The organism is Bifidobacterium callitrichos DSM 23973 (assembly GCF_000741175.1).
Taxonomy (GTDB): domain Bacteria; phylum Actinomycetota; class Actinomycetes; order Actinomycetales; family Bifidobacteriaceae; genus Bifidobacterium; species Bifidobacterium callitrichos.
Window position 1 is genome coordinate 1 of record NZ_JGYS01000018.1, and the last position, 23,239, is coordinate 23,239.

Here is a 23,239-nt window from a genome sequence, read left to right on the forward strand (position 1 = left end):
GCGGGCGTCGTGCCCTCGGCCCCGGCCGCGGCCTTCGCCGCCTCAGCCTCGGCCTTCTCGTACGCGGACGCGGTCGGACGCGGCGGTACGAGTCCCGTCTTCTCACTCATCGACTTCGCGTAGCGTTCCAGCTCGACGGCCGCGATCGCGCCGTCGGCCGTCGCGGTGACGACCTGACGCAGGTTCTTGACGCGCAGATCGCCCGCCGCGTACACGCCCGGCACGGACGTCTCGAGATAGTCGTGCGTGATGACGTACCCCTGCGGATCGAGATCGACGACACCGCGCACGAGCGAGGTCGCGGGCACGTATCCGGCGAACACGAACACGCCGAACGTGCCGCCGTCGGCCGGCTTCCACGTCTCGGTCTCGCCGGACGCGCGATCGAGAATCGTCGCCTCGCGCAGCCCGCCCTGACCGGCGGTGACGCCCTTCAACTCGACGCCGTATCGCACCTCGATCTTCGGGTTGTTCTTGGCTTCCGCGGCGACGGATGCGTCGCAGGTGAAGTCGTCCTCGCGCACGAGCACGGTGACCTTGCTCGCGTACTTGGTCAGGAACACGCTCTCCTCGGCCGCCGCGAATCCGCCGCCGATGACGAGCACCTCCTTGCCGGTGAAGAACTCGCCGTCGCAGGTGGCGCAGTAGGCGACGCCGCGGCCGGCGTACTCGGCCTCGCCTTCGAAGCCGAGCTTGCGCGGGGAGGCGCCGGTGGCGATGAGGATGCCGAACGTCTTCAGGTCGCCGCGCGAGGTGTGCACGGTCTTGACGTCGCCGTCGACGTCAAGACCGGTGGCCTCGGCGGAGAGGAATTCGGCGCCGAAGTCACGCGCCTGTTCGCGCATGGTCTGCGTGAGGGCACGACCGGTGGTGCGGCCGACGCCGGGGTAGTTGACGACTTCGTTGGTGATGGTGATCTGTCCGCCGAAATCGTCCTTTTCGAGCACGAGCACGCGATAGCGGGCGCGGGCGAGGTACAGGCCGGCGGTGAGTCCCGCGGGGCCGCCGCCGATGACGACGACGTCGTACAGATCGCTGTTGTTCTCAGTCATGCAAACTCCTTCAAGTAGTAAATAGGCCTCTAACAAGTAGACCCCCTCTGACGAGACGTCGCCTACAAACAGCCCTGCTGTTCGCTTAACGGCAATGTCTCATCAGAGGGGGCCAATGGATGCGACTGTTTGCGTCAGAGCAGGCCGACGAGGTCGAGGCTCGGCTCGATGGTGTCCTCGCCCGGCTGCCACTTGGCGGGGCAGACCTGATCGCCGTGCTCGTAGACGAACTGGGAGGCCTGGACGCGGCGCAGCAGCTCGTCGGCGTTGCGGCCGACGTTGGAGGAGATGACCTCGTAGGCCACGACCTTGCCCTCCGGGTTCACGATGAAGTCGCCACGCTCGGCCATGCCGTCGACCTCGTTGTAGGTGTCGAGGTCACGGGCGAGCAGGGCGGTCGGATCGGCCAGCATCGGGTACTGGATCTTCGCGATCTTCTCGTTGGCGTCGTGCCACGCCTTGTGCACGAAGTGGGTGTCGGTGGACACGGAGTAGATCTCGCAGCCGATCTTCTTGAAGTCCTCGTACTTGGCGGCGAGGTCCTCGAGCTCGGTCGGGCAGACGAAGGTGAAATCGGCCGGGTAGAAGAAGAACACGGACCAGTGACCGAGCACGTCGGCCTTGGTCACCTCGTGGAAGTCGTTGTTCTGGAAGGCCTGAACCTTGAAGTCGGTGAGTTCGTGCTGCAGAAGAGTCATCATTGTTCCTTTCCGTGAGAGTCTTCGTGGGGAATCGGCCGCTGTCATCAGACTGTCATCAGACCGATTCCGCCCGGCCGACAGCCGGGTCGTTTCCCCATGCCCTCCCATCCTATCCCGAGCGAACCGCCGGCGGAACGGGCGGCGCGCGAAAGGCCGTATGAGGAACATCACAGGCGCAAATCGGACGATGTAAATCGGACGACAATGGACACGAATCAGGGAAAACCAATCGCCGAAACGGGTGCGCAGATGGGGCACGATCCCGCCCATTCCCCGAACAGCGCCCGGGATGATCCGGGGGAGGACGGGCGATACAACGTGGATGATCTACTATGGGCCATAGCAATCATCCACAATCATCCGGCGACGATACGCCGGAACAGCGGGATGCGGCCGACAAGGAGACGATGATGACGACTGACGAGCAGTTCGAGCAGATGCAGGGTCCCACCGATCCCGAGCAGTCCACGGCGAACGCGACGTGGAGCCGCATGCTGGCGGGTAATCGGCGGTTCGCCGAGGGCAAGCCGGAGCATCCGTGGCAGGATACGCAGACGCGAGAATCGTTGATCGACCGCCAGAACCCGGACGCGGCCGTGCTCTCCTGCTCGGATTCGCGCGTGCCCCCGGAGATCGTCTTCGATCAGGGATTGGGCGATCTGTTCACCGTGCGCACCGCCGGTCAGGTGGTCGACGACGGCGTGCTCGCCTCGCTCGAATACGCGGTGAGCGAACTGAACGTGAGCCTGCTGGTAGTGCTCGGCCATCAGGGTTGCGGCGCGGTGCACATGGCGATGGACGGATTGGACGCGATGCTGCACGAGGCCACGGCCGACGCCGACGATTCACTGGCCGCCGCCGAGCTCATGGACTCGCTCGACGAGCGCATCGCCGAATCCGAGTCGATCATCATGCGCTTGGTCGGCATGTCCGTCTGGCAGGCGCGCGAGGCCGAACTCGAGGCGCAGGACGACATCGAGCGCGTGCATGTGGCGAGCACGATCGAGAATCTGGTCTCCCGTAGCGAGGTCATCCAGACCGCGCTGGCCGAGGACCGTCTGATGCTCGTCGGCGCCCGCTACCAGCTCGACACCGGCCTCGTTGAGGTGCTGAGCTTCTGACACATCCGCACTGGACGTGCCGCTTGACGTGCCGCTCCCCTAGAGTGGAGACATGTCACTTGGCTTAAACATCCTGCTGATCTTCGTATTCCTGCTGCTCGGCTCCGTCTTCGCCGGCACCGAACTTGCACTGGTGAGCCTGAGAGGCTCGCAGATCGACCAGATGGAACAGGAGGATGCCCGCGGCGCCCGCGTGGCCAAAATCGCCCGCGATCCGAACACCTTCCTGTCGACCGTGCAGATCGGCGTGACCCTGTGCGGCTTCCTGTCCGCGTCGTTCGGTGAATCGTCGATCTCGCCGTTCATCGTGCCGTGGGTCGTGGCGCTCGGCGTCCCGCAGCACATCGCCGCGCCGCTGACGACGATCGTGTTGACGCTCGTCATCTCCTACTGCTCGATCGTGATCTCCGAGATGGTGCCGAAGCGCATCGCGATGCAGAAGACCGAGCAGATCGCGCGCGCGGTCGTCCCGGCGATCGACGTGTTCGCGAAGATCTGCCGTCCGATCATCTGGCTGATCGGCAAGAACACGAACGGCATCGTCCGACTGCTCGGCTTCGACCCGAACGAGACCGAATCCGAGGTGTCCGACGACGAGCTGCGCGTGCTCGTCAACACGAACACGAACCTGAGCAAGGACGAGCGCACGATCCTCGACGACGTGTTCGACGCCTCCGAGACGATCGTCGCCGAGGTGATGCGCCCGCGCGCCGACGTCGTGTTCCTCGACGGATCGATGACGATCCCCGACGCGGCCAAGTACGTGCGCGAGATGCCGTACTCCCGCTACCCCGTCACAGGCAAGGACTTCGACGACGTGCTCGGCTTCGTGCACGTGCGCGACCTGCTCGACGTGCGCGATCCGAACGCGAAGACCGTCGCCGACATCACGCGCGAGGGCATCTCGCTGCCGGGCACGTCGAAGCTGTTGCCGAGCCTTGAGCTATTGCGCAAGCGCGGCATCCATCTGGCCGTCGTCATCGACGAATACGGCGGCACCGACGGCATCGTCACGCTGGAGGACATGACCGAGGAGCTGGTTGGCGACATCCACGACGAATACGACCTGCCCGAGGAGAAGGGCGGTCCGCGCAACCGTCGCAGCGTGTTCGTCAACGGCGTCGCCACGATCGAGGGCGGCACCACATTGGAGGATTTCGAGGACCTGACCGGCATCGAACTGGAGGACGGCCCGTACGAGACGGTCGCCGGATACTTCCTCGCACACACCGGCAAGATGGGCGAGGTCGGCGACGTGCTCCACTCCGACGACGGCTACGACATGATCGTCAAGCAGGTCGACGGACGCCGTATTGAGACCATCGAGGTGAAGAGGGCCGGCGCGCCGGACCACTACGAGCCGACTAGTGGGGCCACCGGGGCCACCAACTGACACCAACTGACACCGACGTACGCCGGCACGTCGCCTCGGCCCTGATTGAAGCCGAAACCTCTAGACTGGTAATACAATGTTCCTTACGGGAGACTCCCACAAGGAAGGAAAGGAACAATCATGGCACTCGCATTCATCGTCCCCGGCCTCGACGAGGCCGTCTCCGAGAAGGCCATCGCGATTCTGCAGAACCGCCTGAGCCAGGAGCAGGAGGCCGCTCTGGTCCTCAAGCACGCGCACTGGAACGTGACCGGCCCGAACTTCATCGCCGTGCACGAGATGCTTGACCCGCAGGTCGAGGTCGTCCTCGCCCAGGCCGATGAGACCGCCGAGCGCATCGCCACATTGGGCGGCACGCCGGACGGCCGCGCCGACGCGATCACCCGCAACCGCACGTGGAAGGCATTCGATGTGGAAGGCCGCGCGGGCACCGAGGAGTACCTCAAGGCGCTCATCGAGTACTACGACGCGTTCATCGCCGACGACCGCAAGGCCATCGCCGAGCTCGACGACCTCGACGTGATCAGCTCCAACATCATCCAGGACCACGTCCAGGAGCTCGAGAAGTTCCAGTGGTTCATGCGCTCTCACCTCGCGTGAGTAGGCGTTTTCTCTATTGACTGACACTGACTTATGAGGAATGTGGTTCTCCTTGTCTCAGGGGAACCGCATTTCTCATTGTCGCGCGAAACACGTGTCATGACACGTTATACATGGTCAGATGGAGACGTGGTATCCGGCGCTATGTGGGGTTGGGGGACGTATCGGATCCCGTAGGATCCGATACGTCCGATCGGGGCGGATCAGGGATGGATGCGTGATGAGTCTGCCACTCAGCGCATGTCAATCGTTTGATGTTCGTTGAGTGGCAGAAAACCGTGCCGTTCAATGCGATTTCGGTGCTTTTTCACGTTGAGCGGCAGACGAATCGGCGGCAAGGACAGCCCTCGGGATACCGGCTATTGCAGAATCGTTGGAAAATAGCCATTTTGACAACATGTCAAAAAGGTGATGGGGCGACAATGACGTATCGCCGTGCCGCTCAATGCGATTTCGGTGCTTTTTCACGTTGAGCGGCACAGCTGGGAGGCGCGCAGACGGCATAGCTAAGCAAGAACCGGTCCCGGCCACCATCCGGGCCCACACCGCAACACGACGCCGGATCACGGCGCTACAACACAATGCGGCGGTTGAGTTCGCGGCGCAGATCGCGCCAACGCGGCAGATAGGCGTCCATGCGCGCGCGGAACCGCTCGCCGTGACCGCGCTCCCACAGGTGGGTGAGCTCGTGGACGAGCACATATTCGAGGAACTCGGGCTCCATGAGCCCCAGTTGCAGGTTGAGTCTGATGCGCCCGGTCTTCGGCGTGCACGACCCCCATCGTGAGGTCATCAGACGCAGGGTGATGTGCGTGGGCGATTTGCCGACGATCGGCGTCCACTTGTCGAGGAGACCAGGCAAAGCCGCATTGATCGCGGCTTCGGCATGCTTGCGGCGATCGTCAGTCCACACATGGGTGCGATCGAAATCGGCATCGCCGCCGTCGTTCGAGGCGGGGGAGTCCGACGAAGGAGACGCCAGAGGGACAGGATCAACGGAACGCGTATCGCCATCGAACGGATCCAGTCCGCTGGCGGAGAACAGGTCGTCGCCGGCTTCCTCGACACCACCGACACCACCGACACTCGACGGATCGAACTCGCCCTCGTCGAATCCCGCCATCGCCTCGTGACGCGCCTTGGCCATGCGTTCGCGCTGCCGATCGATCCACTCACGTCGGCCGCGCACGAAATCGACGATCATACGTTCGGACATCCGCGCCGGCGCCGACACCACGACTTCCCCGGACGGCGGCTTGATGCGCAGATACATGTTTCTGATGCGTTTGCGCGTCACCTCGACCGGCATCCCGTCGACGTCGATCACACGCGTGGAGATGACGGCGGGAAAGGGACTGACGCGGGAGGGACGACGACGATATGGCATATCCGCCATTGTGTCTGCCGAGAGGACATCGCGATTTCTTCATCCTGTGACTACCCGGTGTACACCATGAAATCGCCACTCACCCTTACTCCCATAAGGCGACACGCCGTAACGCACGTATTCTTTGACAAACATCGAATGACCTGTATTATAACTGCTTGTGCTTTGAAGTGCACGGACGGGCCCGTAGCTCAGGTGGTTAGAGCGCATCCCTGATAAGGATGAGGTCGGAGGTTCAAGTCCTCCCGGGCCCACAGGAAAAAACAGCGGCCGTTTGAGCCGCTATTTTTTTCTATCTGCAACTGAAGAGGCGCCTTTCGAACTAGGGACACTGGGGCATTGGCGCAGCTGGTAGCGCATCTGCTTTGCAAGCAGAGGGTCGCCGGTTCGAACCCGGCATGCTCCACTAGTGGCGACACTTCAGGGACAGGATGAGGGCCGTGGGATCAACCGATTCCACGGCCCTCATCTCGTTTGCAGGCCCTAGCAGCGTTCCAGCGTTCTCGGGTTCCCAGGGTTCCCATCACGCCCTCTCGCGCCCCATTACGCGACGACATCCCCATGAAGTGGTGTTGCGCCCATCACGCGGTGATGCAAAACGGCGGTATTCCGCCAAATCGGAAAATCGTCTCACCGCGCGATGGAAATATCACAACGCGATGGGATCCGACACCGCTCGATGAAGCCGATCAATCATCCACTGACAGAGCGTGGACAGACCCTTGCCGGATCGAACGGCACGTGCATACAATCGGAAACGTCTATTGATAGCCCAAACCCAAGGGGGAGTCCATATGCTCACGGACGAGTACGTCAAGCGCGTCTACGCGCAGGTCGAGAAGCGCGACGGCGATCAGCCGGAGTTCCTGCAGGCCGTGCAGGAGGTCTTCGAGAGCCTGCAGCCGGTCGTCGAGAAGCACCCGGAATACGAGAAGGCGGGCGTGCTCGAGCGCCTCGTCGAGCCCGAGCGCGTGATCAAGTTCCGCGTTGCGTGGACCGACGATGAGGGCAAGGTTCAGGTCAACCGCGGCTACCGCATCCAGTTCAACTCCGCGATCGGCCCGTACAAGGGCGGCCTGCGCTTCCACCCGACCGTCACCGAGAGCGTCATCAAGTTCCTCGGCTTCGAGCAGATCCTCAAGAACAGCCTGACCACGCTGCCGATGGGCGGCGCCAAGGGCGGCTCCGACTTCAACCCGAAGGGCAAGTCGGACGCCGAGGTCATGCGCTTCTGCCAGGCCTTCATGACCGAGCTGTCCCGTCACATCGGCCAGTTCACCGACGTTCCGGCCGGTGACATCAACGTCGGCGGCCGCGAGATCGGCTACCTGTTCGGCCAGTACAAGCGCATCCGCGACGAGTACTCCGGCGTTCTGACCGGCAAGGGTCTCGAGTTCGGCGGATCACTGGCCCGCACCGAGGCCACCGGCTACGGCCTGTGCTACTACACCGCCGAAGCGCTTCGCGTCCTGCGCAACGACTCCTTCGAAGGCAAGACCGTGATCATCTCCGGTTCCGGCAACGTGGCCACCTACGCCGCGCAGAAGGCCGAGCAGCTGGGTGCGAAGGTCGTCACCGTGTCCGATTCCAACGGCTACATCTACGATCCGAACGGCATCAACGTCGACGTGGTCAAGCAGATCAAGGAGGTCGAGCGCGGCCGCATCAAGGAGTACGCCGAGCGTGTGCCGGGCTCCGAGTACCACGAGGGCAGCAAGGGCGTGTGGAGCGTCAAGGGCGACATCGCCCTGCCGTGCGCGACCCAGAACGAGATCGACGGCGAGTCCGCGCAGCAGCTCGTCGACAACGGCGTGACCGTCGTGTGCGAGGGCGCGAACATGCCGTCCACTCCGGAGGCGATCGCCGTCTACCAGAAGAACGGCGTGCTCTACGGCCCGGCCAAGGCCGCGAACGCGGGTGGCGTGGCCGTCTCCGGTCTGGAGATGAGCCAGAACTCCTACCGTCTCTCCTGGACCTTCGAGGAGACCGACGCCAAGCTCAAGTCGATCATGGAGACCATCGTCGCCAACTCGCTGGCCGCTGCCAAGGAGTACGGCCACGAGGGTGATCTGATGCTCGGCGCGAACGCCGCCGGCTTCGTCAAGGTCGCCAACGCGATGGTCGCCCAGGGCGTGCTGTGAGCATATAGAACCTGTGGGTGAACACACGGCATTGGGAATTCACCCACATTGACCGTCCCCTCGTCGTCAGGGGAGTCATGATTCAGTCGTCCGGCGCGTGGAACGAATCCTCTCTGTTCCATGCGCCGGATTTTTTGTCAGATCTATCGATTCGCCGGGTTATTCGCCGGATTCGCAGTATTCCCCGCAATGAGATCCCACGGCGCGCGGCGGGCGAGCAGTTCGAAGACGAACACGATCAGGAAGCCGAGAATCGCATACTCGAGCAGCGAGCGGGACGATCCGTAGCCTGCGCCGATGAACCCGATGATCGCCATTTCGGTGAACAGGCCCAGCACCAGCGTGCGCACGGCGTAGAACGCCACTCGGCTCCATCCGCGTCGCGAGACCGTCTCGATCGTCATGTGCGTGAACATGCCGCCCAGGGTCTGTCCGCGATGCGTCGCCGGAATCGCCAGCTCAAACACGAGGAACGCGAGCGCCGCGGCCGATGGCGCGACGCCGTTTAACCAGCCGTTGCCAAGCGTGATCAACCCTCCGAACAGCGTGTAGTCGCCGTTCGGCAGCGGGGTCGACAGCCAGTGGAACGCGAAGACCATCGCCAGCGTCACGGGGAAGTAGACGAGCACGACGAAGATCATGTCGATCACGTAGGCGACCACACGATGCACGGCACCCGGACGCATGTTCACGTCATCTCGCCCGGGCAGGGCCGATTGCGGCACCCAGCGGGTGAATAGTTTCGCGATGACGAATCCGACGAGTGCGCCAAGCGTGTTCGTCATCAGATCGTTGACGTCGAACTGGCGGTAGGCGCACGGGTAGAGTCCCCAGAATCCGGTGAGCTGCGACGTCTCGATGAACAGCGATGCGACAAGGCCGGAGGACAGCACCGCCCACCATGTCCAGCGCAGCCAGCGGGTGAATACGAAACCGAGGGGGATGAAGAACACGACGTTCATCAGCAGTTGCAACAGCCCGTACAGACCTCCCGTCTGGATGTCCTCGAGGAATCGCAGAGGATTGAGCTGCGGGGTGTAGTCGCCGGCGTGCACCGTGCAGAACCGGTCCGGGTCGTCGGGCATCGGGTAAAGCGTCAGTGCGATGAGTCCGGTGAAGTACAGCGTGCTCAGGTAGGAGGCGAGCACGGACATCGCGCGTAGCCGGTGATGCCGGTGATACAGTCCCGCGAGGATCGGTAGGGTGAGCACGGCCGAGACGACCGGCCACAGGATCATCGCGATGATGAACGATGTGGAGAAGTAACTCAGGTATCCCAACATTGGCACCACTATACGACCCGTACCTCATACGTCCCTATACGATCACATACGTCCTCATACATTACGGCCCCATACGACCCCGTGCAGTTCTTCCGTACGTTCCCGGGGACTATCACAGGGCGATTCCCGATCACCGTACGCTGAGTCGGCCGCAGTGTACGTCGTCCGGGGCTTGAACGACGAAATCCCCCGATTTCGTATGCTGCGGACTGGTCAGCGTACGAATGCGGGGGATTGCGGAGTGATACTCCCACGGAACGTACGCTGGCGATTGCTCAGCGTACGGTCCGTGGGGTCGAGCGACGGTTACCCCCGTTGGGAGGACGGAGGATGTCCGAAGTGGCCGAGGTCAGACATCCGAGGCAACCGGGATGTGGTTAACCGGGGGGTATCCGGGGGGGCGACCGGAATGTCCGGGGACGTATCCGGATGTATCCGGATGACTCAGATGAGCTGGAGGGTCACGTCGAGGGTCAGCGGCTTGTCGGCGGGCAGCTGGAACTCGTCGTGGACCGGGGCGCCCCACGTGTCGTCGCCGCCGACGCCCATCTGGGCGGCGAGCAGGCGCAGGAACGTGTGACGGACCGGCGGCAGTTCGTTCTGGTGGGTGGCCTCCTCGAGCATCAGCGAGCTGTACGGCAGCAGGCTCACGGCGAACGGCGAAGCGCCCGGAGCCGCAGCGACGCGCATGCCGTGGCCGTCCACGTCGGTGATCTCGGCCCAGCGCACGCCCTCATGGTTGCCGGTCTCCTGGGGCATCAGGTACGGCGCGCAGTCCTCGGCGGCGGTACGCGAGTAGATGCCCAGCTTCGCGCCGTGCAGGCGGTCGGCGTACGTCTCCTCGGGGCCGAGTCCGTAGAACTTCAGGTGATCGTACTGCGCCGGCAGCGTCCATTCGAGGCCAAACGCCGGCAGGGTCGGCGCGTCCTCCTCACCCGCGTACTTGACGGTCAGGTGCACGTGCAGGGCCGCGTCGACCTCGTAGCGCACGGTGACCGGCGTGCGCTTGGCGTCGGCGAGCTCGTAGTCGTAGCGTGCGACGAGTCCGGTGCCGTCGGCGGTCTTCTCGATCGACGTGCCGGTGACGCGGGCGTAGCGTCCGGCGGCGAACCACTGGGCGCGATCGAAGCCGGATCCGTTGCCGCGATCGTTGTCGACGAGAGCGCGGAATGTCGTCAGGTTCGGGCGACGGATGACCTTCTCGCGGTCGCCGTAGCGGAACGACACCATGCCGCCGGCCGTCTTGGACAGGAGGACTTCGGCGACATCGTTGTGGATGCCGGAGTTGAAGCCGTCCTCGGCGATGACCGCCTTGGATGCAGCGGACTGAGCGGAATCGCCCTCGCCGTCGCCATCGAACGACACGATCGCCGTGTGCTGACCGAACGTCAGTTCGTAGCCGGCGGGCGCCCAGTCGGTCGCCTCGGCGAGACGCTGGTCGACCTCGTACGTGACCTCGGCGCGGCCGGACAGCGGCACCAGATCGGTGACGTGCGGGAATGCGATCGGCTCGCGGACCTTCGCGCCGGCGGGCACGTCGAAACGGTAGTCGGCGTGCCAGCGCTCGACGCCGTCGACGAGGACGCGCGCGGTGAACACGTAGTCGGCCGTCGACACGAACAGGTTGTCGTTCGTGATCGTGACGCCGGACTCGTCCGGAACCAGCTTCACGTTGGCGTACAGCTGCTTGACCTCCTGCGCCTTGGGGGAGACGGTGCGGTCGGCGAAGACGATGCCGTCGCCGGCGAACTCGTAGTCGTTCGGGCGATCGTCGAAGTCGCCGCCGTAGGCGAGGCGCTCGGTGCCGTCGCCGAGGCGCTGGAACAGGGCCTGATCGACGTAGTCCCAGATGAAGCCGCCCTGGTACTTCGGGTACTTCTCGAGTTCGGTGTACAGGTGCAGGCCGCCGGAGGAGTTGCCCATCGAGTGGCAGTATTCGCAGGAGATGTACGGCTTGACGGCGTCGGGTCCGACGTATTTCTCCTCGATTTCGGCCGGCTTGGCGTACATGCGGCTCATGATGTCCGTGGCGGCGGAGAACTCGGGGTCGTTGACCACGCCCTCGTAGTGGACAGGGCGGAACGGATCGTTGGCGTGGAAGAAGTCGCGCATCGAGTAGAACACGTCGCCGCCGAACGACTCGTTGCCGAGCGACCAGATCACGACGCTCGCATGGTTGTAGTCGCGGCGCAGCATGCTCTCCGCGCGGTCGACGCACGCGGCGCGCCACTCGTCCTTGCTGCCCGGGATGGCGCGCGCGGGCTGGAACACGTCGCCCGGATCGGTCCAGCTGCCGTGGGTCTCGAGGTTGGTCTCGTCGAGCACGTAGATGCCGTACTCGTCGCACAGCTCGTACCAGCGAATCTGGTTCGGGTAGTGGCAGGTGCGCACGGCGTTGATGTTGAATCGCTTGAACTCGCGGATGTCCTGGACCATGACTTCCTCGGACACCGCGCGGCCCTCGCGCGCATCGAACTCATGGCGATTGACGCCCTTGAAGATCACGCGCTTGCCGTTGATCTTCATGATGCCGTCCTCGATGGCGAAATGACGGAAGCCGATGCGCTGCGTCGCGACCTCGATCACGTGACGGTCGGCGGCGAGCGCGGTGACGGCGAGCGTGTACAGGTTCGGCTCCTCGGCGCTCCACGGGGCGACCTTGGCAAGCTTCGTGCGCCATTCCATCGTCGTCGCGTCGGCGGAGTCCTTGACCTCCTGCCAGACGACCGCTCCGTCGGCGTCGAGCAGCGCGGCCTCGATCGATGCGGCCTTGCCGGAGGCGACGCCCGCGACCGTCGCCGCGACGTCGAGCGTGCCCGCGCCGGTCGTGTGGTCGTAGTCGGCGTCGACCTTGAGGTTGCCGACGTGGACGGCCGGATGCGCGGCGAGCTCGACCGAGCGGAAGATGCCATGCATGCGCCAGAAGTCCTGATCCTCGAGCCAGCTGGCGGAGGAGTACTCGAAGACGGCCACGTCGAGCCTGTTCGCGCCCTCGCGCAGGGCGGGGGTCACGTCGAATTCGCTCGGGGTGAAGGAGTCCTCGGAGTAGCCGATGAACGCGCCGTTGAGCCACACGGCGATCGCGGTCGAGGCGCCGTGGAAGGTCAGGGTGACGGTCTGTCCGGCGGCGAGCGCGGCGGCGACCTTCGGGGAGGCGGTGAACTCGCGGCGGTAGAGGGCCACGTGGTTGTGCTCGGGGATGGCAGGCGCGGGAGGCGCCTCGTGGCCGGACCACGGGTACTGCTGGTTGACGTACTTGTGGTTCAGGAATCCGCGGGTCTCCAGGGTGGAGGGCACGTCGATCGGCTGGAAGCCGGCGTCGACGAACGCGGCGAGCGGATCGGCGCCGAATGCGTCCTTGCCGTAGTCGGCGAGATCAACGACCTTGACGCTCCACGCGCCGTCGAGGCTCTGCCTGAGGTCCGAGGTTTCGCCCGCGCCGGGAATGTGGTCGTAGTAGCGATGGCTGGAGTGCGCGTCGAGGCGATTGACCTCGAATGTGCGCGGGTCGTCGAGCCATGCCGGATCAAAGCGATCGGCGTGATTGTCTGGCTGAGTACTGGTCATAGTATGCGTGCCCTTTCTGTCCGTTATTGCGTACTGCTCCGTCAGCGCAACTCTGGAGTAAATCTTTTACTAAAAATAGTCTTCACGCGCCTGCAGTGCAAGTTCATCGACATGGCACTCGATGTCACTAGCCCCCCTCTGACGAAGGGGCTGTCAGCGAAACTGACTGGGGGAAAGACAGGGCTATATCTGCCACGGGTTCCAATCATCACACAAGCACACCACCACATCTCGCCATACCTCATCGATACGTATTATTTAGATAAGCATTTACCAAAATGAAGGTAGGGAGCTGTCCTCCCATTCAGTATGGTCCGGCCATCACCACCGACTCGCACGAGCGCGGCATCCACACCAGCCTCGATACACCGCTCGGCAACATCGACTATAACGCCCTAGCATCGTCGTGATGATCTTCTCCTCTTTCATCTCCGGCGTGTCAGATAGAACCAGTCCGGCTGACACACAGCGAATCGACACCGCGAGCGCACCCATGCGCTAGGATGGACGTTAGTAAACGCATTACCAGTCAGCTTGAGGGCGGCATCAAACGCACGAGCCGCCCTGCGAAGGAGCAGCAACAGCATATGGTCACAATCAAGGAAATCGCGAAACAGGCGGGATTCTCACCGGCGACCGTCTCGCGCCTGCTCAACGGCGACCCGACCTTCTCGGTCAAGGAGGAGACGCGCCGCAAGATCCTCGAAGTCAGCGAGCGCCTCGGCTACGAACCGCAGGATCGCCAGTTCGTCGCGATGCGCGATGTGGCGGTGCTCGACGGCATCACCGATGACGAGGAACTCAACAACGCGTACTACCGCGAACTACGCTCGACCCTGCTCGACACCGCGCAGCAGCTGCATGTGACGTTGTCGTTCCACACCGAAATCGCCCATCTAATCGACAACGCGAACCAGTTCGACGGGTTCATCGCGATCGGCTCGCAGCTGTATCCGTACCCCGAGCTGAAGCGCCTGCACGACGCCCTGCCGCACGGCGTCTTCATCGACGTCAATCCCGCGCCGAACCTGTTCGACTCGGTCCAGCCGGACCTGCCGCAGACAATCCTTGACGCGCTCGACTTCGCGATGGCGCGCGGCATGCGCCGCATCGGCCTGATCGGCGGCACCGGGCGCATGATGGGCGGACACGAATACCCGGAGGACATCCGCACGATGGCCTGGCGCAACTGGTGCGAGCGGCTCGGACTGCCGACCGAAGGGCTTCTGTTCGTAGGCGGCCCGGTGAGCGTCGACAACGGGCGCGAGCTAGGGGAGAGGGTTGTCGAGGCGTTCACCGGCGACGCGGCCGATAACACGGCCGAAGGCTCGCACAATGGCGCGCACGGCAGCCTGCCGGACTGCTTCATCGTGACCACCGACTCGCTGGCCGTGGGCGTGCTGCAGTCGTTCACCAAGGCGGGCATCGTCGTACCGCGCGATGTGGAACTGATCAGCATCAACAACCAGTCGATCGCACAGTACACCTCGCCGACGCTCACCACGTTCGACATCGACCAGCAGGCGCTGGCCCGCACCGCGCTGCACACGCTGTCCGACTCGCTGAGCTACGACACCGACATCAAACAGCACACGCTCCTGTCCACGAAGCTGGTGGTGCGTGACAGCTTCACGCCGGCCGCGCAATAGGAAAAGCCGGGGTCCGCGTGAAGCGGAACCCCGGCCGGATGAGAGGAGATTCATGCGAAGTATGAGAGGGATTCGGGGAAGGTGATCGGCCTTCCCCGGATTAGCCACGACCCTCCCGAGCCCCCTCTGACGAGGGGCTGTCAGCACAGCTGACTGGGGGAGAGCAGAGGCTCAGGATCAGCCTTCCTTGACGGTGAAGCCCTGATCGTTGCCGTACTTGACCAGCGCGTCCTGGAAGGCGGACAGGCCCTTCATGAGCGTGGTGGACTTGTCGGTGTAGGCCTTGCCGACGTAATCGCCGTAGATGGTGTTGGCCTGGCCGGCGTAGGGCAGGAACTGGAAGGAGGAGGTGACCTGGTTGGCGGCCTCGGCGAGGACCTGGTTGTAGTCCTGATCACCGAAGTAGGCACGAACCTCGTCGGAGCCCTTGAGGAAGTCGGCGTCCTTCAGGGTGTCCTTGTCGGCCGGGAACGCACCGCCGTCGGTACGAATCTTGATGCCTTCCTTGCTGTGGTTCGCGAACTCGATGAATTTGTAGGCGGCGTCCTGGTTCTTGGAGGCGGCGGTCACGGCCAGCGCGGAACCACCGTTCTCACCGTTGGACGGCTTGCTGGCGTCCCAGTTCGGCTGCAGGGCGACGCGCATGTTGCCCTTCGCGGCGGCGGAGTTGGAGACCAGGTTGGCCGGCATCCAAGCGCCCTCGAAGATGGAGGCGATGGTGCCGTCGCCGATGCCGCGGTTCCACTCGTCGGCCCAGGTGGCGACCTTCGTGTTGATGAGGTCCTCATCGATCAGCTTCTGCCAGTACTCGGCGACGGTCTTGACCTCGGGGTCGGACTTGAAGTTGATGGTAACGTTCTCGCCCTTGGACTCGTACGGCTTGGCGCCGGCCTGCCACAGGAACGCGGTCATCACCTTGATGTCGCCGGTGTCGGCGGTGATGTAGTAGTTCGGGCCGAGGGCATGGATCTTCTTGGCGGCCTCGTAGTACTCGTCCCAGGTCTTCGGAACCTCAGTGATGCCGGCCTTGTCAAAGGTGGCTTTGTTGTAGAACATGGCCTGCGGGCCGGAATCCATCGGCAGCGCGTACACGCCGTCGTTGATGTTCACGGAGTTCCACGTTCCCGGGGTGTAGAAGCTGTCAAAGCCGGAGGTCTTGTCCTTGATGTTGGCCAGCTGGCTCTGCTCGCCGATGACGAACTGCGGGATGGTCATGTACTCGAGCTGGACGACGTCCGGGATGCCGCTGCCGGCCTGGATCGCGTTGTTCAGTGAGGTGACGGTGGTGTCGGCCTTACCGGTGTTGTTGAAGTCGATCTTGATGTTCGGGTACTTCTTCTGGAACGCTTCGATGACCGGCTTGAGGGTGGGCTCCCATGCCCACAGGTTCAGCGTGACGTCGCCGCTGGCGTCGCCGGCGCTGCCCTGGCTGGAGGACGACGATGATTCGCCGCACGCGGCAACGGAAACCAGCATGGCTGCGGCGCCAATCAGTGCCACCGACTTCTTCATCGAGAAGCTCATGTTACTTGCCTTTCTCTTCCTTGAGGCTTTGTTCTCCCGGCCTCACAACACTCCGTGTGACCGGTTACAGCAATGAGTATACACTGGTATGTAACCGGTCACAATCCGCGTGTCGCTTCGACGAAGAACAAGGAGCGTGATGACGCCTGCTTGCAGTGGCACACGGCAACGAAGCACGGCATCAGACAGAGAGCAGAGAGGTGAATACGATGACGTATATGAAAACGACAAGGAAGAAGGTTACGATACGTGACGTGGCGCAGCATGCGGGTGTCTCCTACGGCACCGTATCCCGATACCTGAACGGCAACGACCACGTCTCCAAGGATGCAGCGGAACGCGTCGCGGCGGCTATCAAGGAACTTGAGTACACACCGAACAGAGCGGCGCAGTCGCTGGCGCAGCAGCGCACGTTCACCATCGCACTGATCATTCAGGTCGAATCGAACGAGACGATCGTGCAGACCAGCGTCAGCGAGGCGATGACCGGCGCGAATCAGACGCTCGGCGACGCCGGCTACCAGATGGTCACGCTCATCGCCAATTCGGACGAGTCGACCGAGCGCATCGCCAAGCTGGTGCGCAGCGACTTCGCCGACGGCTACCTGCTGTTCTCGCTGAGCAACGACAACTCACTTGCCAACACGTTCCTCAACATCAGCCGTCCGGTGGTGCGTTCGGAGGCCGGGGACCGAGGTGACCTGCCGTATCCGGCAGTCGACTTCACGAACCGGGACGGACAGTTCAACATCACCCGGTATCTTCTCGACAAGGGACGCACGAATCTTGCGTATGTGTGCGGACCGGGCTATTCGCCATCCGCGGTGAACCGCCTCGAGGGGTTCAAGCGGGCGATGGGAGAGCGGTTCGACGAACGCCAGGTCTACTACGCCGACGACTGGGAGATCACCAGCGGCGAGATGGCCGCGGTCGAGTTCCAGCCGATGCTCGACCACATCAACGGGTTCGTGTGCGCAAACGATAATATCGCGGTCGGCGTGATCAACCAGCTCACGCGCTTCGGATACCATGTGCCGGACGACATCGCCGTGACCGGTTTCGACGATTCCCCGATGGCGATCCTCGCCAATCCGAAACTCACCACGGTCCGACAGGACTCGATCCTGCACGGCCAGACGATGGCCGAACTGTTGCTGAAGATGATGCGCGGCGAGCAGGTGGAGGATCACTACATCAAGCTCCTACCCACCTCGATCATCGAGCGCCAGTCGGCGTGAAACATCGAGGAGCCCTGTGAGCGTTTCACGTGAAACACCCATCACCGCTGAACCAGCCCGTCCAAACCGATGTGCATACGTCCATGTTGCATCTCTCTTCTCTGATTTATAGAATCGTGATTTAGTAAATTACGATTCTATAAATCGGAGAAGGGGCCGGGACTATGTTCATAGGCAGACATCGCGAACTCGCCACCCTGCAACGCCGCTGGAGTACCAACGCCTTTGAATGCGTCGTCGTGTACGGCAGAAGACGCGTCGGCAAAACCACGCTGATCAATGAGTTCCTCAACGGCAGACCGACCATTTTCTTCTCCGCCATCGAGTCCAGCGAGTCACGGAATCTCGAAGCACTCAGCCGCAGTATCGCCCTGTTCGAGAAGGGTGATGCCGCGATGGAATCGGCACCCATATTCCGTAATTTCGAGGAGGCTTTGCATGCCGTCTTCGAACTTGCACGCACGCAACGTATCGCATTCGTCATCGACGAGTATCCATATCTCGCCAAAGCCGATCGGTCGGCCAATTCGGTGCTGCAGCACGCAATCGACCGCCATAAAGACGACAGCCGACTCATGCTTATCCTGTGCGGTTCATCCATGTCGTTCATGGAACGTCAGGTGCTCGGCTATGAAAGCCCGCTGTATGGCCGTCGTACTGCACAGATCAAGGTGGAACCATTCGGATACACGGATGTCCGACGGTTCCTGCCACGGTTCAGCGCGGAGGATGCGGCGATTGCCTATGGGCTGACGGACGGCATCCCGCAGTACCTGAATCAGATCGATGACTCCATGACCATTCGCGATAACATACGTTGGAACATCATCGACCCCGATTGCTATCTATTCGAGGAACCGGATAACCTGCTCAAGCAGGAGCTTCGCAATCCAGCTGAATACAACGCCATCATCCAGGCGATCGCCTCGGGCGCCTCACGCTCGAACACCATAGCAACGGCCTGCCATATGGAAACGTCCAACTGTTCCACATACTTGCGCAATCTGATCGATTTGGGCATCGTGCGCAAGGAGACACCGTTCCAGCAGGATTCGCCGCGCAAAACCATCTACAGGATCGAAGACTCGTTCTTCCGGTTCTGGTATCGCTTCGTACCGATGAATATGTCACTGATTCAATCAGGTCGATCCGATCTTGCGGCCGACCGTATCATGCGTTCGATCACCGATTTCATGGGCCAGGTGTTCGAGGACATCTGTACGCAATGGCTGTGGATGAGGAACGGGACCGACGACCTCCCGTTCCTGCTGTTGCAAACCGGTCGATGGTGGGGAGCCGATCCCCGCACCCGTAGTCAGGAGGAGATCGATATCGTAGGAGCGGGGGACGATCCGAAACGGATGCTGTTCTGTGAATGCAAGTGGCGTAGCATCCCCAGCGGTATGAGAGAGCTTGAGACGTTGCAGCACCGCGCTGACTTGTTGCACGCCGACGACAGCCACTACATGCTCTTCTCCAAGTCCGGCTTCGATGAACCGGTATGCAACGCTGCCCGCAACGACACCGCCGTCACGCTCGTCTCCTTCGACGACATGTGACAACCGGCTCCGCACTGCATGGACCCGTACCAACGCATCGCCTTGTCCCATCTAGCCAACCTGCACACGCAACCATGCATACGCAACGGAACAGCGAAACGAGGGGCGTGGGCGGATGCGTCGTGTCCGACCGTAAAGACTTGGCCAGAGCGGCCCGGAGCGTGTCGAACATGACGCATCCGCCCACGCCCCGGCCACCGGAACACCGGAACAATGAAAACGTCGGCCGGGCATGAGGACAATCCCCGTGCCCGGCCGACGTGATACCTAATGAAGCCGAGGCGAACTGATCATTCCTTGACTGCGCCGGCGGCGAGGCCGGACTGCCAGTACTTCTGCAAAGCGAGGAACGCGATCACCAAGGGGATGATCGTGATCAGCGAGCCCGTGATCACCAGATTCTGGATCGCCTGACCACCAGCCGTGGACGCCTGGTCCTTCCACTGGTTCAGACCGATCGTCAACGGATACCAGTCAGCATCCTTCAACATGATCAACGGCAGGAAGTAGTTGTTCCACGTCGCCACGATCGTGAACAACGACGTCGTCACGATACCCGGCGCCAACAAGGGCAGACTGATCTGCCAGAACGTACGAAACTCCGACGCACCATCCACACGCGCAGCCTCCAGCAGCTCCGTCGGCACCGCCTGATCCGAGAAGATCCACATCAGGTACAGGCCGAACGGGCTGATCAGGCTCGGGATGATCATGGCCCACGGCGTGTTCGTCAACCCCAATTTCGCGAACAGGAGGAACTGCGGGACCGCCAGCGCGATACCCGGCACCGAAATACTGCCGATGATGACCGCGAACACGGCCTTCCTGCCCGGGAAACGGAACTTCGCGAGGGCGTAGCCGCCCATGATCGCCAGCAGGGTCGCGCCGCCCGCACCCACCACGACATACAGGAGGGTGTTGATCAGCCAGCGGCCGAAGATCCCATCCTGGTAGGTGAACACCGTGACGATGTTGTCCCACAGGGCGAAGCTCTTGCCGAACCCGAGGCCGAACGTGCTCGTGAAGTCCGCCTGCGTCTTCGTCGCGTTGATCAGCAGGTACACGAACGGGAACAGGCAGTACACCGCGAAGATCGCGCACACCACCGTCATCCACACACTACGACGCGGATTGTTCACATTCGCGAAACCGCTCTTCTGCGCACGCTTGCGCTCCGCGGCCTCATCCCTCGCGACACGCCTCTGACGCTCGCGCTCCGCCTGCCTGGCGGCCTTCTCCTGGGCCTTGAACTCGGCCGCGCTCATACGACCGGGGGTAGCCGACACCGCACTCATCACGCACGCTCCTTCACCATCACCACGGACACCATCATCGAAACCATGCCACGCATCACTTCATCTGCTCCTTCATGCTGTTGAGCTGCACCGCGTACGCGATCGCCATCGTGATCACCGCCATCGTGATCGCCAACGCCGCCGCATAATTCGACTGGTTACCGCTGAAGCTCAGGTTGTACGCGTACATGTTCGGCGTGTAATACGTCGTGATCGCATTACCCGGCACCATGTTCTGCAAAATCGAAGGCTCGTTGAACAACTGGAACGAACCAATGATCGAGAAGATCACCGTGATCGCCAGACTGCCCTTCAACTCCGGCAGCTTGATGCTCTTGACGATCTGCCACTCCGACGCGCCGTCAATCGACGCCGCCTCATACAGGGAATGAGGGATCGTCGACAGCGAGCTGTAGAAGATCAGCATGTTATAGCCCGTGAACTCCCACGTCACGATGTTGCCGATCGACGCCAGCAACACGCTCGGCGCGAACATATCCAGATTCGTGCCCAGCACATCGTTCAGGGAACCCACCAGACCGTACTTCGCGCCATACACGAAACCCCAGATCAGGGTCGACACCACCGCGGGCACCGCATACGGCAGGAACGTCGAGATACGGAAGAACTTCGTGCCATGCAGCTTCATCGAATCCAACGCCAACGCCATCAACGCCGACAGGAACAGCATGATCGGCACCTGCACACACGTGAACAGGGCCACACGACCAACCGAACTCCAGAACTGCGCGTCACCGAACAGGCGCAGGTAGTTCTCCACACCAACGAACTTCGTGCCGCCGATCATCTGCTTCTTGAAGAAACTGATATAGATCGCGTACACGATCGGAATGATGAACACGAACACGAACACCACCGCAAACGGCGCCATGAACTTCCAACCACGCCAATCCGGCTTATGCCTATTCTCCCGCGCCACGGACGACCCAGTGGGCACCGCAGCGGCCAAAGCCTGTGCTGAAGCCATTATCGACTCCTCTCCTTTGAAAGAGCTGTTCCTCGACATCGAACAACCGGCACTGCAACCGGTCACACGATTAACTATAGCACTCTTGTGACCGGTTACACACCGCATTCATATCATTTTGGTAACGAATTTACTTTATCAATTTACTGGTTGGGGATGGTGATTTACCAATCATCGTCCCCAGAAGTGTGGATGCACAGCTTGCGATACGAATCGCAGGTGCGCATGCGACGCCCTGTTCTGCGTGACCGACACCACCCGACGGGGAGTTCAAGCCCGATCCCATTGGAAGTACACTGACGACGGATCAACGTACGTCCAACGGGAGCTTTTCATCCCCTACCCGCAAAAACGTACGTCTACCACGACTCAGCATACGTCCGGCGGGGTTTTCTCGGAGTCCATCCGGCAGAACGTACTCTTACCGAGAGTGAGCGTACGTTCTGCCGGATGGCACGAATAATGACCCGAACAAACGTACGCTGACGATGGGGGAACGTACGTTCTCGGTGACACCGAGGGTTATGCCCACGGGGAACGTACACGGCACCCCACCACCGGCACCGTAGGCACCCACAGGGAACGTACGACACCGGCCGCCATAGGTACTCCAGAGGAAACCTACATCAGGGGACCAGGGTGTATCCCACGGGGAAACTACACAGACAACCACACCACCGGCCCGCCAGCACCACATCACCGGTCACCACCATGGGTATTCCGGGGAATAATACATACACCGGCACCGGTCACCACGAGTCATCCACAAGCCACCCCGGATACGAAAAAGGCTCCCGTGGGGGAGCCTTTCGAAGGATGATGGGGATGGGCCCGGACCGGAAACCAGCCACCTAGACCACCGCCAGTACTACCGGACGGTCAGCAAACGGAAACCAACCGGAAACCGTCCGCCCAAACCACTGCCAGTACCACCGACCGGCCAGCAGCCCGGGCCACCGTCCGGGTACCGGTCAGTATCAACTGGCCAGTACCATCAACTGGCCCGTACTGGCCCGGGATCAGTCGTCGCCGAGGGTGACGTGGATGCCGCCGACCAGGGAGCTGACCACGTTGTAGATCGCGGCGAGGATCGTGCACAGCAGGGTCCACAGGACGATGCCGACGATCGCGAGGATCGTCACCACCGACAGCACGGTGGGCAGCGAGAACACGCTGGTCAGGTCGACACCGCCGGTGTCGAGACCGGTGGAGGCCACGATGTTGGTGATCTGGCCGAACACGCCGACCGCGCTCAGCAGCAGCCACACGAGCGTGGCGGCCACGATCTGGATGATCGCCCCGGCAACGCCCATCATGAACGACACCTTGGCCACGCTCCACACGTTGAGGCGCGTGAGCGACAGGTTCATGCGACGGGCACGTGGGGTGCCGCGGCGAACGCCCGGACGTACCGGCGCACCGGAGGCCGACTCGGCACCGCGACCGGCCTCGCCGATCACCGGCTTGTTGGACGCGGAACGCGCCACGCGCGGCGAATGCTCCTCGACGGGCACGGACGCGGGCTGCTCAGCCGACGCCTCGGTGAACGACGCGGGCTGCTCGGCCGGCTGTTCGCCGGTCGGGATCGCGGTCGTCGCTCCGGACTCGGGACGCTCCGGCAGCGCCACTTCGGGCACGGCGCCCTCCCGCTGCTCTTCTCGGTTGTCGCTCATATTGCTCCTTCACGATTCCGCTGGTCTGTAGGCGTGAGATGAAATCTGTAGCCGAGACTAGCAACGTT

16 protein-coding genes and 2 tRNA genes are annotated in these 23,239 nt (G+C 62.3%); 9 read left to right on the forward strand and 9 right to left on the reverse strand.

All coding sequences use genetic code 11. The annotated features are described in order from the left end of the window. Together BCAL_RS09295 and ahpC are read right to left on the reverse strand one after the other, a co-directional pair. Positions 1 to 1,052, reverse strand: a 1,052-nt coding sequence (locus BCAL_RS09295) for an FAD-dependent oxidoreductase (RefSeq protein WP_043260090.1), incomplete at its 3' end; no start/stop codon positions are given. A 134-nt stretch (positions 1,053 to 1,186) separates the two neighbouring features. Continuing rightward, positions 1,187 to 1,750 (reverse strand): alkyl hydroperoxide reductase subunit C, encoded by a 564-nt coding sequence (gene ahpC / locus BCAL_RS09300; RefSeq protein ID WP_043166665.1) that lies wholly within the window; start codon positions 1,748 to 1,750, stop codon positions 1,187 to 1,189. A 440-nt stretch (positions 1,751 to 2,190) separates the two neighbouring features. On the opposite strand from ahpC, the gene BCAL_RS09305 reads away from it, so the two are divergent. From BCAL_RS09305 to BCAL_RS09315, 3 genes are all read left to right on the forward strand, one after another. Beyond that, positions 2,191 to 2,874, forward strand: coding sequence for a carbonic anhydrase (locus tag BCAL_RS09305; protein ID WP_043166711.1), 684 nt, complete (start codon positions 2,191 to 2,193; stop codon positions 2,872 to 2,874). Positions 2,875 to 2,926: 52 nt separating this feature from the next. Next, positions 2,927 to 4,267, forward strand: coding sequence for a hemolysin family protein (locus BCAL_RS09310; protein ID WP_043166667.1), 1,341 nt, complete (start codon positions 2,927 to 2,929; stop codon positions 4,265 to 4,267). A 120-nt stretch (positions 4,268 to 4,387) separates the two neighbouring features. Beyond that, positions 4,388 to 4,867, forward strand: a complete 480-nt coding sequence (locus BCAL_RS09315; protein ID WP_043166669.1) for a Dps family protein — start codon at positions 4,388 to 4,390, stop codon at positions 4,865 to 4,867. A 571-nt stretch (positions 4,868 to 5,438) separates the two neighbouring features. On the opposite strand, the gene BCAL_RS09320 is transcribed toward BCAL_RS09315, so the two are convergent. After that, positions 5,439 to 6,176, reverse strand: a complete 738-nt coding sequence (locus tag BCAL_RS09320; RefSeq protein WP_152600392.1) for a M48 family metallopeptidase — start codon at positions 6,174 to 6,176, stop codon at positions 5,439 to 5,441. 258 nt (positions 6,177 to 6,434) lie between these two features. Here BCAL_RS09320 and BCAL_RS09325 point away from each other — a divergent pair. From BCAL_RS09325 to gdhA, 3 genes are all read left to right on the forward strand, one after another. Continuing rightward, positions 6,435 to 6,508, forward strand: a tRNA-Ile gene (locus BCAL_RS09325). A 79-nt stretch (positions 6,509 to 6,587) separates the two neighbouring features. Then, positions 6,588 to 6,660 (forward strand) — tRNA-Ala (locus tag BCAL_RS09330). Between the two features lie 388 nt (positions 6,661 to 7,048). Further along, a complete protein-coding gene (gene gdhA, locus BCAL_RS09335) occupies positions 7,049 to 8,395 on the forward strand; it encodes an NADP-specific glutamate dehydrogenase (RefSeq protein WP_043166671.1) in 1,347 nt (448 codons plus the stop codon). A gap of 143 nt (positions 8,396 to 8,538) precedes the next feature. On the opposite strand, the gene BCAL_RS09340 is transcribed toward gdhA, so the two are convergent. After that, positions 8,539 to 9,678: a VanZ family protein gene (locus tag BCAL_RS09340; protein WP_052119238.1), complete on the reverse strand. Its 1,140-nt coding sequence runs from the start codon at positions 9,676 to 9,678 to the stop codon at positions 8,539 to 8,541. A 444-nt stretch (positions 9,679 to 10,122) separates the two neighbouring features. Further along, the gene (gene lacZ / locus BCAL_RS09345; protein ID WP_043166673.1) at positions 10,123 to 13,245 is read right to left on the reverse strand and encodes a beta-galactosidase, LacZ type; all 3,123 of its coding nucleotides are present in this window, start codon (positions 13,243 to 13,245) and stop codon (positions 10,123 to 10,125) included. Positions 13,246 to 13,832: 587 nt separating this feature from the next. Here lacZ and BCAL_RS09350 point away from each other — a divergent pair. Next, complete coding sequence (locus tag BCAL_RS09350) at positions 13,833 to 14,894, forward strand: LacI family DNA-binding transcriptional regulator (RefSeq protein WP_043166675.1); 1,062 nt, start codon at positions 13,833 to 13,835, stop codon at positions 14,892 to 14,894. 177 nt (positions 14,895 to 15,071) lie between these two features. Here BCAL_RS09350 and BCAL_RS09355 read toward each other — a convergent pair whose 3' ends face one another. Beyond that, positions 15,072 to 16,418: an ABC transporter substrate-binding protein gene (locus tag BCAL_RS09355; protein ID WP_043166677.1), complete on the reverse strand. Its 1,347-nt coding sequence runs from the start codon at positions 16,416 to 16,418 to the stop codon at positions 15,072 to 15,074. Positions 16,419 to 16,636: 218 nt separating this feature from the next. On the opposite strand from BCAL_RS09355, the gene BCAL_RS09360 reads away from it, so the two are divergent. Then, the gene (locus BCAL_RS09360) at positions 16,637 to 17,656 is read left to right on the forward strand and encodes a LacI family DNA-binding transcriptional regulator (RefSeq protein ID WP_152600389.1); all 1,020 of its coding nucleotides are present in this window, start codon (positions 16,637 to 16,639) and stop codon (positions 17,654 to 17,656) included. Between the two features lie 164 nt (positions 17,657 to 17,820). Then, positions 17,821 to 19,215, forward strand: coding sequence for an ATP-binding protein (locus BCAL_RS09365; protein ID WP_043166678.1), 1,395 nt, complete (start codon positions 17,821 to 17,823; stop codon positions 19,213 to 19,215). A gap of 290 nt (positions 19,216 to 19,505) precedes the next feature. Here the strand turns inward: BCAL_RS09365 and BCAL_RS09375 are convergent, their stop codons facing one another. The 3 genes from BCAL_RS09375 to BCAL_RS09385 all read right to left on the reverse strand — a co-directional run bounded on the left by BCAL_RS09375 (position 19,506) and on the right by BCAL_RS09385 (position 23,171). Then, positions 19,506 to 20,510, reverse strand: coding sequence for a carbohydrate ABC transporter permease (locus BCAL_RS09375; RefSeq protein ID WP_043166680.1), 1,005 nt, complete (start codon positions 20,508 to 20,510; stop codon positions 19,506 to 19,508). Between the two features lie 55 nt (positions 20,511 to 20,565). Continuing rightward, complete coding sequence (locus BCAL_RS09380) at positions 20,566 to 21,498, reverse strand: carbohydrate ABC transporter permease (RefSeq protein WP_043260093.1); 933 nt, start codon at positions 21,496 to 21,498, stop codon at positions 20,566 to 20,568. Between the two features lie 1,019 nt (positions 21,499 to 22,517). Beyond that, positions 22,518 to 23,171: a DUF3566 domain-containing protein gene (locus tag BCAL_RS09385; RefSeq protein ID WP_081887406.1), complete on the reverse strand. Its 654-nt coding sequence runs from the start codon at positions 23,169 to 23,171 to the stop codon at positions 22,518 to 22,520. Between the last annotated feature and the right edge of the window lie 68 nt (positions 23,172 to 23,239).